Genomic DNA, 13872 nt, shown 5'->3' with positions numbered 1-13872 from the left:
GAACCAGAGGTAGGGCAGGATCGCGAAAATGAGGAAGTTATAGAGCGCCTAGGTCCAGATTTCCCCAACCGACGGCGGCGTGGTGCAGCCAAACAATGTCCCGGCGATGTGGAAGCTGAACGGACGATAGCCGAGCGCAGGTCCGACGATCCAGCCCCCGACTTGCGCAACCATCGCATAGGCCAGCAAACCGAATGTCTCGCGCGCTGCGACGCCTCGACCGGGGGCGCGCGCGGCGATGTCGGGAACGGCACGCTTGCGCGTCAGCCAATAGACGACGCCCATGAGCAGTAAAACCTCGATCATGACGACCGTGGGGGCAACGAGTTGAACGGCGAATGGAACGCCGGCGAGCGCTGGCCTGTCGAACGGCAGGCGACCGCCCGACAGCATTAGGATTGCGCAATAAGCCGCGATCCAGAGGACAATCGCCGCCTGGACAGCCGGATGTGTGAGCGCGCCCAAGAGCGATCGGCGCCAGAAAGTCGCGTTTTCCACTTGCGTTCGCATCGTCTCTTTCTCCATAAGTCTCTAATTGGAGACTTGCATGGAGTTTTGTCTCTGTCCAGAGATAAGATAGGCTTGGCCTGTTCGAACCAGGGAAATGGCGGATACCGAATGGCGTCGAAGGCAAGTCTGATCGTGCGGCGCAATCGCCCGGAGACCGAAGCGAAATTGCGCGCCGCCATCGAGAGCCTGCTCGCCAAGGGCGGGTTCGGCGCCTTGACCCCGACCGCCGTGGCCAAGGAGGCGGGCGTCGATAAAATGCTCATTTATCGCTATTTCGGCGACCTGAATGGCCTCGTCGAGGCGGTCGCACGGGCGCCCGACTTCTTCCCGTCATTCGAAGACGTCTGCGGCAACGATCCCGCGCGGCTGCGCCTGGCCCCGATCCCCGAGCGCGTCGCCGCCGTATTCGGCAATTTCGCCAAAGTGTTGATGCAACGGCCAAGCGTTGTCGAAATGATGGTCTGGGAACTGGTCGAGCGAAACGAACTGACCGCGATCATGGAAACTGCTCGGGAGGAGATGGGGTTCAGGATCGCCGCCGAGCTTTTCCCCGATGCGGCGGGGGTCGATCGGGCCGGCGCGATCACCGCTTTGCTCGCCGCCGGCGTCACCTACCTTGTCCTGCGCCGCCGCAAGATTCGTTGGTACAACGGCGTCGACCTGAAATCGGAAGAGGGTTGGATCGCGTTGAACGAAGCCATCCAGTTGATGGCCCACGCCCTGCAGCCGAGCGGCGAACCGGCGGCGAACCGCGCCGGTTTCTAAAGCAAAACCCTGTCGCGTTCGGCTTTTGCCAAGCTCAGGCATCTGTTGTGCAAGGCCACCGCGCGATCCGTCGAAACCATCGGCGCTGCACTCGGCGAGATCCTCGGAGCATTTACGTTCGATGAATGCGCCAACTATTTCCAAAACTCAGTCTATGCACAAACCCAAATGCATCAGGCTCTAATGGATCGGAAACCCGGGAAGACGGACGCGGAGCTGGCCGCGTCCGTCTTCCGAAGCTTGATTATTTGCGCTTGTCGATGTCGACGTAGTCGCGATGCGTAGCGCCGGTATAGAGCTGGCGCGGACGGCCGATCTTCTGCTGCGGGTCTTCGATCATCTCGCTCCACTGGCTGATCCAGCCGACGGTGCGGGCGACCGCAAACAGCACGGTGAACATCGAGGTCGGGAAACCCATCGCCTTCAGCGTAATGCCCGAATAGAAGTCGACATTCGGATAGAGCTTGCGGTCGATGAAATATTGATCGCTCAGCGCGATCTTTTCCAGTTCCAGCGCGACCTTCAGCATCGGATCGTCGCCGTGGCCGGTCTCCGCCAGCACGGCGTGACACATCTTCTGCATGATCTTGGCGCGGGGATCGTAGTTCTTGTAGACGCGATGCCCGAAGCCCATCAGGCGAACGTCGCTGTTCTTGTCTTTCACCCTTTTGATGAAATCGGGAATCTTGTCGACGGTGCCGATGTCGGCGAGCATCGCCAACGCCGCTTCGTTGGCGCCGCCATGCGCCGGTCCCCACAGGCAGGCGATGCCGGCAGCGATGCAGGCGAACGGATTGGCGCCGGACGAGCCGGCGATCCTTACCGTCGAGGTCGAGGCATTCTGCTCATGGTCGGCGTGCAGAATGAAGATCTTGTCGAGCGCGTCGGCCAGAACCGGATTGATCTTGTATTCCTCGCAGGGCACCGCGAAGCACATGTTGAGGAAGTTCTCGGCAAAGCTCAGCGAGTTCTTTGGATAGATGAAGGGCTGGCCGATGGTGTATTTGAAGGCCATCGCGGCCAGGGTCGGGATCTTCGCGATCATGCGCATCGATGCGATCATGCGCTGGGTCGGATCGTTGATGTCGGTGGAGTCGTGATAAAACGCCGCCAGGGCGCCGACCGATGCCACCATCACGGCCATCGGATGGGCGTCGCGGCGGAAGCCCTGGAAGAACCGCGCCATTTGCTCGTGAACCATGGTGTGCAGGATCACGCGGCGGTCGAAATCCACCTTTTGCGCCTTGGTCGGCAGTTCGCCGTAAAGCAGGAGGTAGCAGGTTTCGAGGAAGTCGCCGTGCTGGGCGAGCTGCTCGATCGGGTATCCCCGGTATTCCAGGATGCCGGCGTCGCCGTCGATATAGGTGATCTTGGACTGGCAGCTGCCGGTGGAGGTGAAACCGGGGTCGTAGGTGAACATCCCGGACTGGGCGTAGAGTTTGCCGATGTCGACGACATCCGGCCCAACGGTGCCGCTCAAAATCGGGAAATCGTAGGTCTTGTTACCTACGGTCAGCGTTGCGGTTTTGGATTTGGATGTTGCGTCCATCGTGAATTCCCCGATGAGATCGTTGCGAAAGCCGGCGACCGCGTGCGCCATGCTGGTACGGATGGCGCGGGAAGCCGGGTGTTCTGGAAGTACTTCTAAATGGGTAGCTTATTGCAGTGTGCGCTGCAAGATGTCGGCATTGCGGCCGGCATCCACCTTAGGAAGGGGCCTGGTCGCCGAGCCGGGCCAGGCACTCCTGCCGTCCCAGCACCGCCAGGACGTCGAATATCCCCGGCGACGTGGTACGTCCGGTCAGCGCGACGCGCAGCGGCTGGGCAACCGCGCCAAGCTTGAGGCCGTTCTGGTCCGCGAAGGCACGCATCGCCGCTTCGGTGGTTTGCGCGGTCCACGCCGTGACCTCCTCAAGCGCGAGGCGAAGCCGGCCGATCAATTCCCGATTTTCCGGCGTCAATAATGCCGCCGCCTTGGGCTCGATCTCGAGCGGCCGGTCGGCAAAGATGAAGTAAGCGCCGTCGGCGAGCTCGATCAGCGTCTTGGCGCGCTCCTTCAGGCTCGGCATCGCCTGCAATAACTGCGCGCGCGTGCTGTCGTTGAGCTTGGCCTTGAGGTCCGGTCCGTTGGGGATGTAGTCCAGCACGCCCTCCAGCATGGTCACGAGGGATTGATCGTCGGAGTGACGGATATAGTGACCGTTGAGGCTTTCCAGCTTGGCGAAATCGAACCGCGCGGCCGAGCGGCCGACGCCCGGCAGGTCGAAGGCGGCGATCATTTCCTGCGTCGAGAATATCTCCTGGTCGCCGTGGCTCCATCCGAGCCTGACCAGGTAATTGCGCAGCGCCGCCGGCAAATAACCCATGGCGCGGTAGGCATCGACGCCCAGCGCGCCGTGGCGCTTGGAGAGTTTTGAGCCGTCGGGCCCATGGATCAGCGGAATGTGGGACATGCTGGGAATGCCCCAGCCCAGCGCATCGTAGATCTGCTTCTGGCGCGCGGCGTTGATCAGATGATCGTCGCCGCGGATGATGTGCGTGACGCCCATGTCGTGGTCGTCGACCACGACGGCGAGCATATAGGTCGGATTACCGTCGCCCCGGAGCAGCACGAGGTCGTCGAGGTTTTCGTTCTGCCAGACCACGCGGCCCTGGACCTGATCCTCGATCACGGTTTCGCCGGTCTGGGGCGCCCTGAGCCGGATCGTCGGCTTCATGCCAGTGGGGGCTTCCGCGGGGTCGCGGTCGCGCCACAGGCCGTCATAGAGGCGTGTACGGCCCTCCGCGCGCGCCTTTTCCCGCATCGCCGTGAGTTCCTGTGGCGTAGCGTAGCAGCGATATGCCTTGCCGCTGGCCAGCAATGTCTCGGCCACCTCGCGGTGGCGCGCGGCCCGGCTGAACTGGTAGATGACCTCGCCGTCCCAGTCGAGTTCGAGCCACTTCAGCCCATCCAGAATGGCCGCGATCGCGGGTTCGGTCGACCGCTCCCGATCGGTGTCCTCGACGCGCAGCAGCATCTTGCCGCCGCGGCCGCGCGCGTAAAGCCAGTTGAACAGCGCCGTGCGGGCCCCTCCGATATGGAGAAAGCCGGTCGGTGAGGGAGCAAAGCGGGTGACGATTGGGTCGGTCATTTATGTCAATAAGCGGGGAGCGCGGGATACGCCCCCAAGGATTGCTTCCAAAAGGCGCGACGGGTGTATAGCAGGAACCGGGCGTAACTAAAGCCTTCCTTGGGAGGTGAGGATTTGGCAGATAGACCGTTGATTCCCGAACAGGAAACCAGAATGACCAGTGAACCGGTGGCCGCCGAGGCGGGGCGCGATTTCATTCGCGACATCGTCCAGGCCGATCTCGACGCCAAAAGACTGAGCCGGATCGTGACCCGCTTCCCGCCGGAACCGAACGGCTATCTGCATATCGGCCATGCCAAGTCGATCGCACTCAATTTCGGCATCGCGCAGGAGTTCTCCGGACGCTGCCATCTGCGGTTCGACGATACCAATCCGACCCGGGAGGAACAGGAATACATTGATTCAATTCAGGCTGACGTGAAGTGGCTCGGTTACGACTGGGGAACCGATCTGTTCTATGCGTCGGACTATTTCGATCGCCTGTATGACTGGGCCGAGGGCCTCATTGGCGCTGGCCTCGCCTATGTCGATGACCAGTCGCAGGAGGAGATCCGGGTCAAGCGCGGCACGCTGACGGAACCCGGCCAAAACAGCCCGTTTCGCGAGCGCCCGGTGGAGGAAAACCTCGATCTGTTTCGCCGCATGAAAGCCGGCGAGTTTCCGAACGGCGCGCGGGTGCTGCGGGCCAAGATCGATATGGCCTCGGGCAACATCAATCTGCGCGATCCCGTGCTTTATCGGATCCTGCACGCCACCCATCCCCGTACCGGGGACAAGTGGTCGATCTATCCGAGCTATGATTACGCCCACGGGCAGTCGGACGCGATCGAGGGCATTACCCATTCGATCTGCACGCTGGAATTCGAGGACCACCGGCCGCTCTATGAGTGGCTGCTCGACAAGCTGCCGGTGCCATCGAAGCCGCACCAGTACGAATTTGCGCGGCTCAACCTGACCTATACGCTGCTGTCGAAGCGGGTCCTGACCGAACTCGTGCGCGGCGGCCATGTCGCCGGCTGGGACGATCCGCGCATGCCCACGATCGCCGGACTGAAGCGGCGCGGGGTGCCGCCGGCGGCGATCCGTGAATTCGTCAAGCGTATCGGCGTCGCCAAGGCCAACAGCGTGGTCGATGTCGGCATGCTGGAGTTCTGCATCCGTGAAATCCTCAACCGGACCTCACAGCGCCGCATGGCGGTGCTGCGGCCGCTCAAGGTGGTGATCGAGAATTACCCCGAAGGGGCGAGCGAGGAACTCGAGGCCATCAACCATCCGGACGATCCGGCCGCCGGCACGCGCCAGATCGGATTTGGCCGCGAGCTCTATATCGAGCAGGACGACTTCATGGAAAATCCGCCGAAGAAGTTTTTCCGGCTCTCGCCCGGCACCGAGGTGCGGCTGCGCTATGCTTATTTCATCAAATGCCGCGAGGTCGTGAAGAACGCCGCCGGCGAGATCACCGAGCTGCGCTGCACCTACGATCCCGCCACCAAGGGCGGCAACGCGCCGGACGGCCGCAAGGTCAAGGCGACCATGCACTGGCTGTCGGCCGCCCACTCGGTGCCGGCCGAAATTCGCGTCTACAATCCGTTGTTCGCGAAGTCCTCGCCGGACGCCGCCAATTTCGCCGCCGATCTCAATCCGCAATCGCTGGAAATTCTCGGCGACGCCCGGATCGAGCCTGCGATGGCGCAAGCCAATTCGTCGGACGTGATCCAGTTCGAGCGGCAGGGTTATTTCGTGCGCGACAGGGATTCGACGCCCGACCGTCCCGTGTTCAGCCGGACCATCGGTTTGCGCGATACGTTTGCCAAGGAGGTAGGCAAGAGCTGACGAGAGCTGGGCTGACGAGAGCGGCGGCGCGGCGAAGGCAGCGCCCCTTCGCCGCTAGTGGCCGGACTCGTCGGTCCTTGAACTGGTCTTCAGTCCGAGTCCCGAAAGCCTGGCGCGCATCGCTTGGACGGCGAGCTTGTCTCGGGCTTTCTCTTCGATCAGCAGATCGATGAACGCCATTCGCTTCGGTTCATCGTCGGCTTCCGCCAGCAATCGGCGATAGCGATCATAGTCGTATCCCGCGTCCGATTTACCCATGGCCCGCTCCGCAACGCTCAGCCCATCCATGTGAAGTGTCCTGCAACTGATGTCGGCGCACAAGGCTCATGCGTTATCAATTTGCGCGCGCAGTCCTCAAGGCGGTGGATAACCGGGTGCGGTGCACGCTGGCCGGGATCGGCGAGCACTGGCTTCGCGCCGGGAACCCGGTCATTCCAAGCGCTCGCGAATTTCATCGCGCATCTTTTCCCGGAACTCCTGCCGGCGCGCTGGCCGTTCCGCCTCGGGAATATTGAACCGGTCGAACACGTTGAAATTTTCCAGGATCGGATAGAGATCGCTGGCCATGGCCAGAATCCGAAGCAGTTCGCCCGCCGGTCCGCTGGGGCCCGAGACTTCCCATCGGCGTATGGTGTCGGCACCGCCGGCTGGCGGCAGCGCGCAAAGCTTCGCCATATCGGCCGCCGACAGCGTTCGGCCGATGGCGTCGCCGAGATCCTTGCGAAGTTGCTTTAATTCCGGGCCGGTCACTGCGCTGTCCCTGGTTGGCGGCGGTCGTTCGAACTCCGCGTGATTGTTCGCCGCTGTTTGCGGCAAGAATCGGCGGCGATCTGAATCGGCTTGCACAGGAATCTAGGCTTTTCCAAGCATTCTGCATCCGTTCCGCTTTTCTCCGCCTGACGCTTCACGGTAGCATCGCTGCCTGTGGTGAGTACGGGGGCGGCCGGATGCCGGAGCCGGGCAGGGCTCGGACGCGGGGTTATGCGGGTACCTGGCCGCCGCGCGAGGCCGTGCGGGCAGGTGGCCTCGCGCCGTCAGGATTCGACGCCTGGTCGGCCTTCACACTCAAGCTGCGCGAATGGGTGCGTGCCGAGGCCGGCGCCGGCCGGTTGCTGCCCTGGGTGCCGATCGCCTTCGGGACCGGCATCGCCTGCTATTTCGCTGCCGATCACGAGCCGGTGCTGTCGGTCGCCATCGTCGCCGCGGCCGGACTTTGCGCGGCGGCGTTTTGGCTACGGCGGCAAAAACTGTTTCCGGTCGCGGTGATGATCGCCGCGCTCGCCGCCGGTTTCGCCACCGCAACCTGGAAAACCGCGCGGATCGCGCATGGTGTCTTGGCGCGGCCGATGTTTTCGGTGTCGCTGTCGGGCTTTGTCGAGGCCCGCGACGTGCGCGAGCGCACCGACCGGTTCGTGCTGCGCGTGGCACAAATGGACGCGCCGCGCTCGCCGATCAAACTGGAGCGCGTCCGGCTGTCGGTGCGCAAGGGCACCGCGCCCGCCGTCGGCAGCTTCGTCGAATTGAAGGCCCGGCTGCAGCCGCCGCTGGCGCCGATGCGGCCGGGCAGCTACGATTTCGGCCGCGACATGTTTTTCCAGGGCATCGGCGCCTCCGGTTTTGTCACCGGCGCCATCAAGACAATTGAGCCGCCGGTCGCCGGCGGGCTGTATTTGCGTTATGCCGCCTTGATGCAGGGGCTGCGCGATGCGATCGATGCGCGGATACGAACGACGCTGGACGGCGACAAGCGCGCGATTGCGACCGCGCTGTTGACTGGCCGCCGCGACGCGATCACGACGCCGGTCAACGATGCCATGTTCATTTCCGGCCTCGGGCATGTGCTCTCGATTTCCGGGTATCACATGGCGGTGGTCGCCGGCGTCGTGTTCTTCACCATCCGGGCGCTGCTGGCACTGTTCCCGGTTCTGACGGCCTCATATCCGATCAAGAAATGGGCGGCGGCCGCGGCGCTCGCCGCCGCCGCCTTTTATCTGTTGCTGTCGGGCTGCGACGTCGCGACCCAGCGCTCGTTCTTCATGACGGCGGTGGTGTTGATCGCGGTGATCGTCGACCGCCGCGCCGTGACCTTCCGCACGCTGGCGGTCGCGGCCATGATCGTGCTGGCGCTGGCGCCCGAGGCGGTCGTGCATCCGAGCTTCCAGATGTCGTTCGCGGCCACGCTCGGACTGGTGGCGCTGGTGCAGATCGGCATGCCCCGCCTGTTTGCCTCGCCGGACAACTCGCTCACCGCGAAGGTGGCGTTGTGGGGCGGACGGGAGATCATGGTGTTGACGCTGGCCTCCTTTGTCGCGGGGCTGGCGACCACGCCCTATGCCGCCTTTCACTTTCACCGGGTGACGCCCTACGGCGTGCTCGCCAATCTGGCGGCGATGCCTGTGGTGTCGGCGGTGGTGATGCCCGCGGGCATGCTCGGCCTGGTCGCGATGCCCTTCGGCTTCGACGGCTTCTTCTGGTGGTTGATGGGCATCGGCATCGACTGGATGATCGTGGTGACGGAATGGGTCGCCGCACTTCCCGGCGCCATCGGCCGCATCACCGCATTCGGTACCGGGCCGCTGATCGCGGCCAGCGCCGGCATCGTCCTGCTCGGTCTATTGCGGACGCCGTTGCGCTGGAGCGGAGCGGGCGTGCTGCTGCTTTCCGTGGTCTGGGCGCTGGCGGTACCTCAGCCGGATATCCTGATCTCCGCCGACGGTCACACTATCGGGGTCCGGGGCAAGGACGGGCGTCTGCATCTGATGCAGACGGCCAAGGACGCGTTCCTCTTGAAAGAATGGCTCGCCGCCGACGCCGATGCGCGGCCGGTCGGCGACGCGTCGTTCAAGCACGGCGTCTCCTGCGATGAAGCGGGGTGTGTGGCGCCGATGGCCGATGGCAGATTCGTCGCGCTGGCGCTGAAGCCCGACGCGCTCAGCGACGATTGCGAACGCGCGGCGCTGGTGGTGACGGTGAAGCAGGCGCCGTCGGCATGTCCGGCCGCCGTGATCGACCTCGAACGTCTGCGCCGGCAAGGCGCGATGGCGCTGCGGCGAACCCGCGACGGATTTGCCGTCGACGCGATCAAACCCAGAGGCGTCGACCGGCCATGGTCGCCGGCACCCACCGGTGATACCGACGATGAAACCATGCTGATCCCGCGTCCCCAAGGTCCCAAACAAGGCCCCAAAGGCGTCGATGCGACGCCCTCGGAAGCGGATGTGCAGGCGGATGAGTGAGCCGGCGCCGGACCGGCATCACAACAACCGCCTCACTTTTCGTTAGATGCGGGTTTTTCCGGCAGTTCGAATGCGCCGAGATGAAATTCCTCTGCATCATCTGTCGCGGCCGCCTTTTTGACCAGCGCAAACATCGCATTCGGGAACTGCTCCCAGACCGCAAGATCATCCGGCGCAACCGTGAGCCATCCGAATCTGAACATGTAACGTCCGGGCTCGGTGACATGTCCCACTTGTTGCCATGTGACTTTATTGACCACCAATCAATTGTCCTTCCGGCGCCCGCCACCGCCATCGGTCCGCGGCACGGGTTGCCGAGGTTTGCTGAGCTTGGGCAGTTCTTTGGGCAGTCCCTTGGGCAGTCCTTCCTGCATCCGCATTTCGAAAACGTCCAGCTGCAGGACGAACGTCGCCAGCGCCAGCTTCAGATTATTCAGTTCTTCGGCTCTGGCGTCGTCCCCGTAATTCCTGACAAGGTGTTTCATGACGAACTCCGTCTGCGGTTGGAGGCGGGCGTTGCCGATTAACGGCGCGCGCGGGTACCCCGTCGGCCGGAACCGGCGGGTTACCAGCGCAGCGTCTAGCGGGCGGAGACCGGTGTCGCCGCGCTGATGCCGGTAAAAGACGGCGCGCTTTCCTTAAGCTCCCGAACCACGGGCAACTGCAATACGCTGACGCGCTGTCCTCCACAAAGCAGCGTCACCAGCACGCGGCTTCCATCCGGAAATTCGATCGCGTCATGGTGCTGGTCCAGAGCAAGCGGGTCCGTCACGCCGAATTTTCCGACGCGGAAATTGACCTCTCGCGTCCAGATCCATCGCCGGTCGTACCTGACGTTTTCGGCGAAGGCCAGTTCGGTCCCGGGCAGCATGCAGACCGCGACCTCGGGCTCTCTTTCGGAGGCGAAGCCACGTGTCGAGGTACCGGGGAACGTCGTGGTGATCAACGTCTCCCCAACCTCCGCGGGGCGCGACGCCACAGCGTGCAGACTATAGTCACACATCGGATTGCTCCTCGTTCGAGATAGCCAACCCGCATCTAGTCGCGCGCGACCCGGAAGAATGAAAGCCGGGATTCTGAAAGCATCATGCGCAACCGAAAGCGACGCAGGTTTCTATCAGAGTGGACAGTAGCGGGGGAGATTTCGCTGCGTTGAAGGCAAATGTGCGGCCCAGGCCGCCGCGCCAAATCACAAATGCGTTTGGCGGCCTCGAGCGTAGACCTGGGGCTTGAACCTTGGGCCCTGTGCATAAACCGACGTCATTCCGGGGCGATGCGAAGCATCGAACCCGGAATCCAAGGATTCCCCGATGCGCAATTGCGCATCTGAGGTCTGGTGCTAACGCACCATCCCGGAATGACTCCGCATCAAATCAATACTTCCGATAAAGCCCGATCAGCTTGCCCTGAATCTTGACCCGGTTGGGCGGCAGGATGCGGACTTCGTAGGACGTGTTGGCCGGCTCCAGCGCGATCGAGGCGCCGCGGCGGCGGAAGCGCTTCAGGGTGGCTTCCTCCTCGTCGATCAGCGCCACCACGATATCGCCGGTCTCGGCGGTCTCGTTGCGCTGGATCAGGGCCATGTCGCCATCGAGGATGCCCGCATCCACCATGGAATCGCCGCGCACCTCGAGCGCGTAATGCTCGCCGGAGCCGAGCATGTCCGGGGGCACGCTGATGGTGTGGCTGCGGGTCTGCAATGCCTCGATCGGGGTGCCGGCGGCGATGCGGCCCATCACCGGCACCGCGACCGGACGGCTGCCATCGTCCTCGGAGCCAATGCTGCCGCCGCTGCGAACCTTGCCGAGCGTGCCTTCGATGACGCTGGGCGTGAAGCCGCGCCTGCCATTGCCGTTGCCGCCGCCCGACAGCTCCGGCAGCTTGATCACCTCGATGGCGCGGGCGCGGTTGGGGAGGCGGCGAATGAAGCCGCGCTCTTCCAGCGCGGTGATGAGGCGGTGAATACCGGATTTCGAGCGCAGATCGAGCGCGTCCTTCATCTCGTCGAAGGAGGGCGGAACGCCCGATTCCTTCAAGCGCTCGCTGATGAATCGCAGGAGTTCATATTGTTTGCGCGTAAGCATCTCGACCAGTCCCCAAGGTTGCGGTGTCGTTCGATTCCAGGACGTCTAGGTTTGAGACTGTGGGGGGCAGCGATCCCCAATTTGTAGCCATCAACGTCAGAAACAAATCATGAACGAACACTATATGTTCCATATGTGTTCCGCAACCACTTAATTTCCCGTCAACAAAACAGGTTTTGGGACGAACGTCTCAGAGTGAACCTGGGGTCAGTCCGGCAGCCGCAGGATGTCGCACGCCGAGCCGGCGGCGGCCGCCGGCGCAAACGGCGGACGGACCACAAGCGCCCGTGCCGCAGCGAGATTCCCGAGCAGCGAACTGTCCTGATGGCCGACCGGCGTGGCGATCAAGGCGCGGTCGCCGCGCACCTCGAGGCGGGCCCTCAGATAGTCTTCGCGCTGGTCGTTGGCGGCAAGCTCGCGCCCGAGCAGCGCGGTCTCGCGCAGGTGGTGGACGACGGATCGCCCCGACAATTGGCGAATCAACGGCACGAGAAACAGGAAGCCGCAGACATAGGACGACACGGGATTGCCGGGCAGGCCGATCACCCGCATGGCGCCGAGCCGTCCATGCATCATCGGTTTGCCCGGCCGCATCGCGATCCGCCAGAACGCCATCGCGACGCCTTCGGCCTCCAGCGACTGCTTGACCAGATCGTGGTCGCCGACCGACGCGCCGCCTGTCGTGACCAGGATATCGGCGCCGCTGTCGCGGGCGCGCCGGATGCCCTGCGTCGTGGCCTCGACGGTATCGGCGGCGATGCCGAGATCGATCACGTCCGCGCCTTCGTCACGGGCCAGCGCCCGCAGCGCGTAACCGTTGGAATAGACGATCTGCCCGGGACCGGGGATCGAGCCCGGCATCACCAGTTCGTCGCCGGTGGCGAGAATGGCGACCTTGGGCCGGCGGCGCACCGCAAGTTGAGGATAGTTCATGGCGGCGGCCAGCGAGAGATCGCGGTCGGTAAGGCTGATACCGCCGGCCAGCAGCACATCACCGGCGTGGAAGTCGACGCCGGCGGGGCGGATATGCCGTCCAGCGATTGACGCTTCCGTGATGGTGATGCCGCCGTCCTCGATGACCGTGTCTTCCTGGATCACGACCGCGTCGGCGCCATCGGGAACGACGCCGCCGGTAAAAATCCGCACCGCCTCGCCGGCGCCGACGGTCTTCCCGAACGGCCGGCCGGCCGCGACCTCGCCGATCACCTTGAGCCGCGCCGCGACGTGGGCGGCATCGACCGCGCGCACCGCATAGCCGTCCATCGCCGACATCGCCTGCGGCGGCTGGGTGCGCAACGCCGCGACATCGCGCGCCAGCACCCGGTGGTGCGCCGCATCGAGCGCGACCAGTTCTTCCGGCAGCGGCTCGGCGCCGGCCAGAACCGCTGACAACGCCTCGGTGACGGGCATCAATGCCACGACGTTTCTCCCCGACCGGTCTGCCGGGTTTGGCGACCGGATCGAGCGTGCTTTTAGCGGAGAGCGCGCGCGGAGGCAAAATGAACGTTGCTCGCGGCCATTGCCGAAAGCTGATGTGTAGCATATAACTACATTATACACATCGCGGGAACGGAGCGACGTCGATGCGCACCAATATTGAGATCGACGATGGACTCATGGCGGAAGCCCAGAAGGCTTCCGGACAGGCAACCAAGAAGCAGACGGTAGAACAGGCGCTTCGTTTGCTGATCAGACTGCAACAGCAGCGGGAGGCGGGTGCGGCCTTCGGCAAATACCGCTGGCGCGGCAACCTCGCCCGCAGCCGCAAAGGCCGAGCGATCGCGTGATCGTCGTCGACAGTAGCGTGTGGATCGACTTCCTCAATGGCCGCGATGTGCCTCACGTCCGGCGCCTGCGCGCCGTCCTCGGAACGCACGAGATCGTCGTCGGGGATCTGATGCTTTGCGAGGTACTGCAAGGCCTGGGAGGCGGGCGGGCGGCCCAGGAAGTCGAGGCTCTGCTGCGCCGCTTCGAAATCGTGTCGATGGCCGGCGACGCCATCGCGGTCATGGCGGCCCGCAATTTTCGTTCCCTGCGCAGGCGCGGCGTGACGGTTCGCAAGACCATCGACCTATTGATTGGCACCTGGTGCATCGAGAACCGCCAGCCGCTGCTCCACAACGATAGCGATTTCCATCCGATGGCGCAGTATCTGGGCTTGATTGAGGTGCCGGCGATGGCGTGACGACCGTCGCTGTACAAGAATCAACAGATTACGGTGATGGGGTGGACGGCTTCCCTCAGATGGGTTGTGACAACGACATCTTGGCACATCGATGCCGGTCGGGGCGCCGTCCACCCCATCACCGTAAT

General features: G+C 63.7%; 15 protein-coding genes. 5 read left to right on the top strand and 10 right to left on the bottom strand.

Going from position 1 to position 13872, the window contains the following annotated elements; translation table 11 throughout:
- Nucleotides 1–48: 48 nt before the first annotated feature.
- Nucleotides 49–510, bottom strand: coding sequence for a hypothetical protein (locus tag ABR948_RS06380; protein ID WP_428114755.1), 462 nt, complete (start codon nucleotides 508–510; stop codon nucleotides 49–51).
- A gap of 165 nt (nucleotides 511–675) precedes the next feature.
- Here ABR948_RS06380 and ABR948_RS06375 point away from each other — a divergent pair, with 165 nt between their 5' ends.
- Nucleotides 676–1275 carry a TetR/AcrR family transcriptional regulator gene (locus ABR948_RS06375; protein ID WP_428114752.1) on the top strand — a complete coding sequence of 200 codons (600 nt, stop codon included), beginning with the start codon at nucleotides 676–678 and terminating at the stop codon, nucleotides 1273–1275.
- A gap of 244 nt (nucleotides 1276–1519) precedes the next feature.
- Here the strand turns inward: ABR948_RS06375 and gltA are convergent, their stop codons facing one another.
- Both gltA and gltX read right to left on the bottom strand, forming a co-directional pair.
- Entirely contained in the window at nucleotides 1520–2824 is a 1305-nt protein-coding gene (gene gltA, locus ABR948_RS06370) for a citrate synthase (protein WP_428114750.1), read from the bottom strand.
- Nucleotides 2825–2981: 157 nt separating this feature from the next.
- Nucleotides 2982–4406, bottom strand: a complete 1425-nt coding sequence (gltX, locus tag ABR948_RS06365; protein WP_428114747.1) for a glutamate--tRNA ligase — start codon at nucleotides 4404–4406, stop codon at nucleotides 2982–2984.
- 153 nt (nucleotides 4407–4559) lie between these two features.
- On the opposite strand from gltX, the gene ABR948_RS06360 reads away from it, so the two are divergent.
- Nucleotides 4560–6239, top strand: coding sequence for a glutamine--tRNA ligase/YqeY domain fusion protein (locus ABR948_RS06360; protein WP_428114745.1), 1680 nt, complete (start codon nucleotides 4560–4562; stop codon nucleotides 6237–6239).
- Nucleotides 6240–6293: 54 nt separating this feature from the next.
- Here ABR948_RS06360 and ABR948_RS06355 read toward each other — a convergent pair whose 3' ends face one another.
- Both ABR948_RS06355 and ABR948_RS06350 read right to left on the bottom strand, forming a co-directional pair.
- Nucleotides 6294–6497, bottom strand: coding sequence for a hypothetical protein (locus tag ABR948_RS06355; protein ID WP_428114743.1), 204 nt, complete (start codon nucleotides 6495–6497; stop codon nucleotides 6294–6296).
- Nucleotides 6498–6668: 171 nt separating this feature from the next.
- Nucleotides 6669–6989: a helix-turn-helix domain-containing protein gene (locus tag ABR948_RS06350; protein ID WP_428114740.1), complete on the bottom strand. Its 321-nt coding sequence runs from the start codon at nucleotides 6987–6989 to the stop codon at nucleotides 6669–6671.
- A 197-nt stretch (nucleotides 6990–7186) separates the two neighbouring features.
- Between ABR948_RS06350 and ABR948_RS06345 the strand changes: the two genes are divergently transcribed.
- Complete coding sequence (locus ABR948_RS06345; protein ID WP_428114738.1) at nucleotides 7187–9475, top strand: ComEC/Rec2 family competence protein; 2289 nt, start codon at nucleotides 7187–7189, stop codon at nucleotides 9473–9475.
- A gap of 32 nt (nucleotides 9476–9507) precedes the next feature.
- On the opposite strand, the gene ABR948_RS06340 is transcribed toward ABR948_RS06345, so the two are convergent.
- The 5 genes from ABR948_RS06340 to ABR948_RS06320 all read right to left on the bottom strand — a co-directional run bounded on the left by ABR948_RS06340 (nucleotide 9508) and on the right by ABR948_RS06320 (nucleotide 12978).
- Nucleotides 9508–9735 (bottom strand): hypothetical protein, encoded by a 228-nt coding sequence (locus tag ABR948_RS06340; protein ID WP_428114801.1) that lies wholly within the window; start codon nucleotides 9733–9735, stop codon nucleotides 9508–9510.
- Between the two features lie 3 nt (nucleotides 9736–9738).
- Entirely contained in the window at nucleotides 9739–9960 is a 222-nt protein-coding gene (locus tag ABR948_RS06335; RefSeq protein WP_428114735.1) for a hypothetical protein, read from the bottom strand.
- 95 nt (nucleotides 9961–10055) lie between these two features.
- Nucleotides 10056–10478, bottom strand: a complete 423-nt coding sequence (locus ABR948_RS06330; protein ID WP_428114733.1) for a hypothetical protein — start codon at nucleotides 10476–10478, stop codon at nucleotides 10056–10058.
- 370 nt (nucleotides 10479–10848) lie between these two features.
- On the bottom strand, nucleotides 10849–11559 hold the full coding sequence (gene lexA / locus ABR948_RS06325; RefSeq protein ID WP_428114730.1) for a transcriptional repressor LexA: 711 nt from the start codon (nucleotides 11557–11559) through the stop codon (nucleotides 10849–10851).
- Between the two features lie 207 nt (nucleotides 11560–11766).
- The gene (locus ABR948_RS06320) at nucleotides 11767–12978 is read right to left on the bottom strand and encodes a molybdopterin molybdotransferase MoeA (RefSeq protein ID WP_428114728.1); all 1212 of its coding nucleotides are present in this window, start codon (nucleotides 12976–12978) and stop codon (nucleotides 11767–11769) included.
- Between the two features lie 164 nt (nucleotides 12979–13142).
- Here ABR948_RS06320 and ABR948_RS06315 point away from each other — a divergent pair, with 164 nt between their 5' ends.
- Complete coding sequence (locus ABR948_RS06315) at nucleotides 13143–13346, top strand: type II toxin-antitoxin system VapB family antitoxin (protein WP_428114725.1); 204 nt, start codon at nucleotides 13143–13145, stop codon at nucleotides 13344–13346.
- Nucleotides 13343–13744 (top strand): type II toxin-antitoxin system VapC family toxin, encoded by a 402-nt coding sequence (gene vapC, locus ABR948_RS06310; RefSeq protein ID WP_428114723.1) that lies wholly within the window; start codon nucleotides 13343–13345, stop codon nucleotides 13742–13744. Before ABR948_RS06315 ends, vapC begins: the two co-directional genes overlap by 4 nt.
- Nucleotides 13745–13872: the final 128 nt, after the last annotated feature.

It is taken from the genome of Bradyrhizobium sp. (assembly GCF_050014615.1).
Lineage (GTDB): Bacteria > Pseudomonadota > Alphaproteobacteria > Rhizobiales > Xanthobacteraceae > Bradyrhizobium.
The sequence above is the reverse complement of the archived record's forward strand: the minus strand, read 5'-3'. Positions and strand labels throughout refer to the sequence as shown.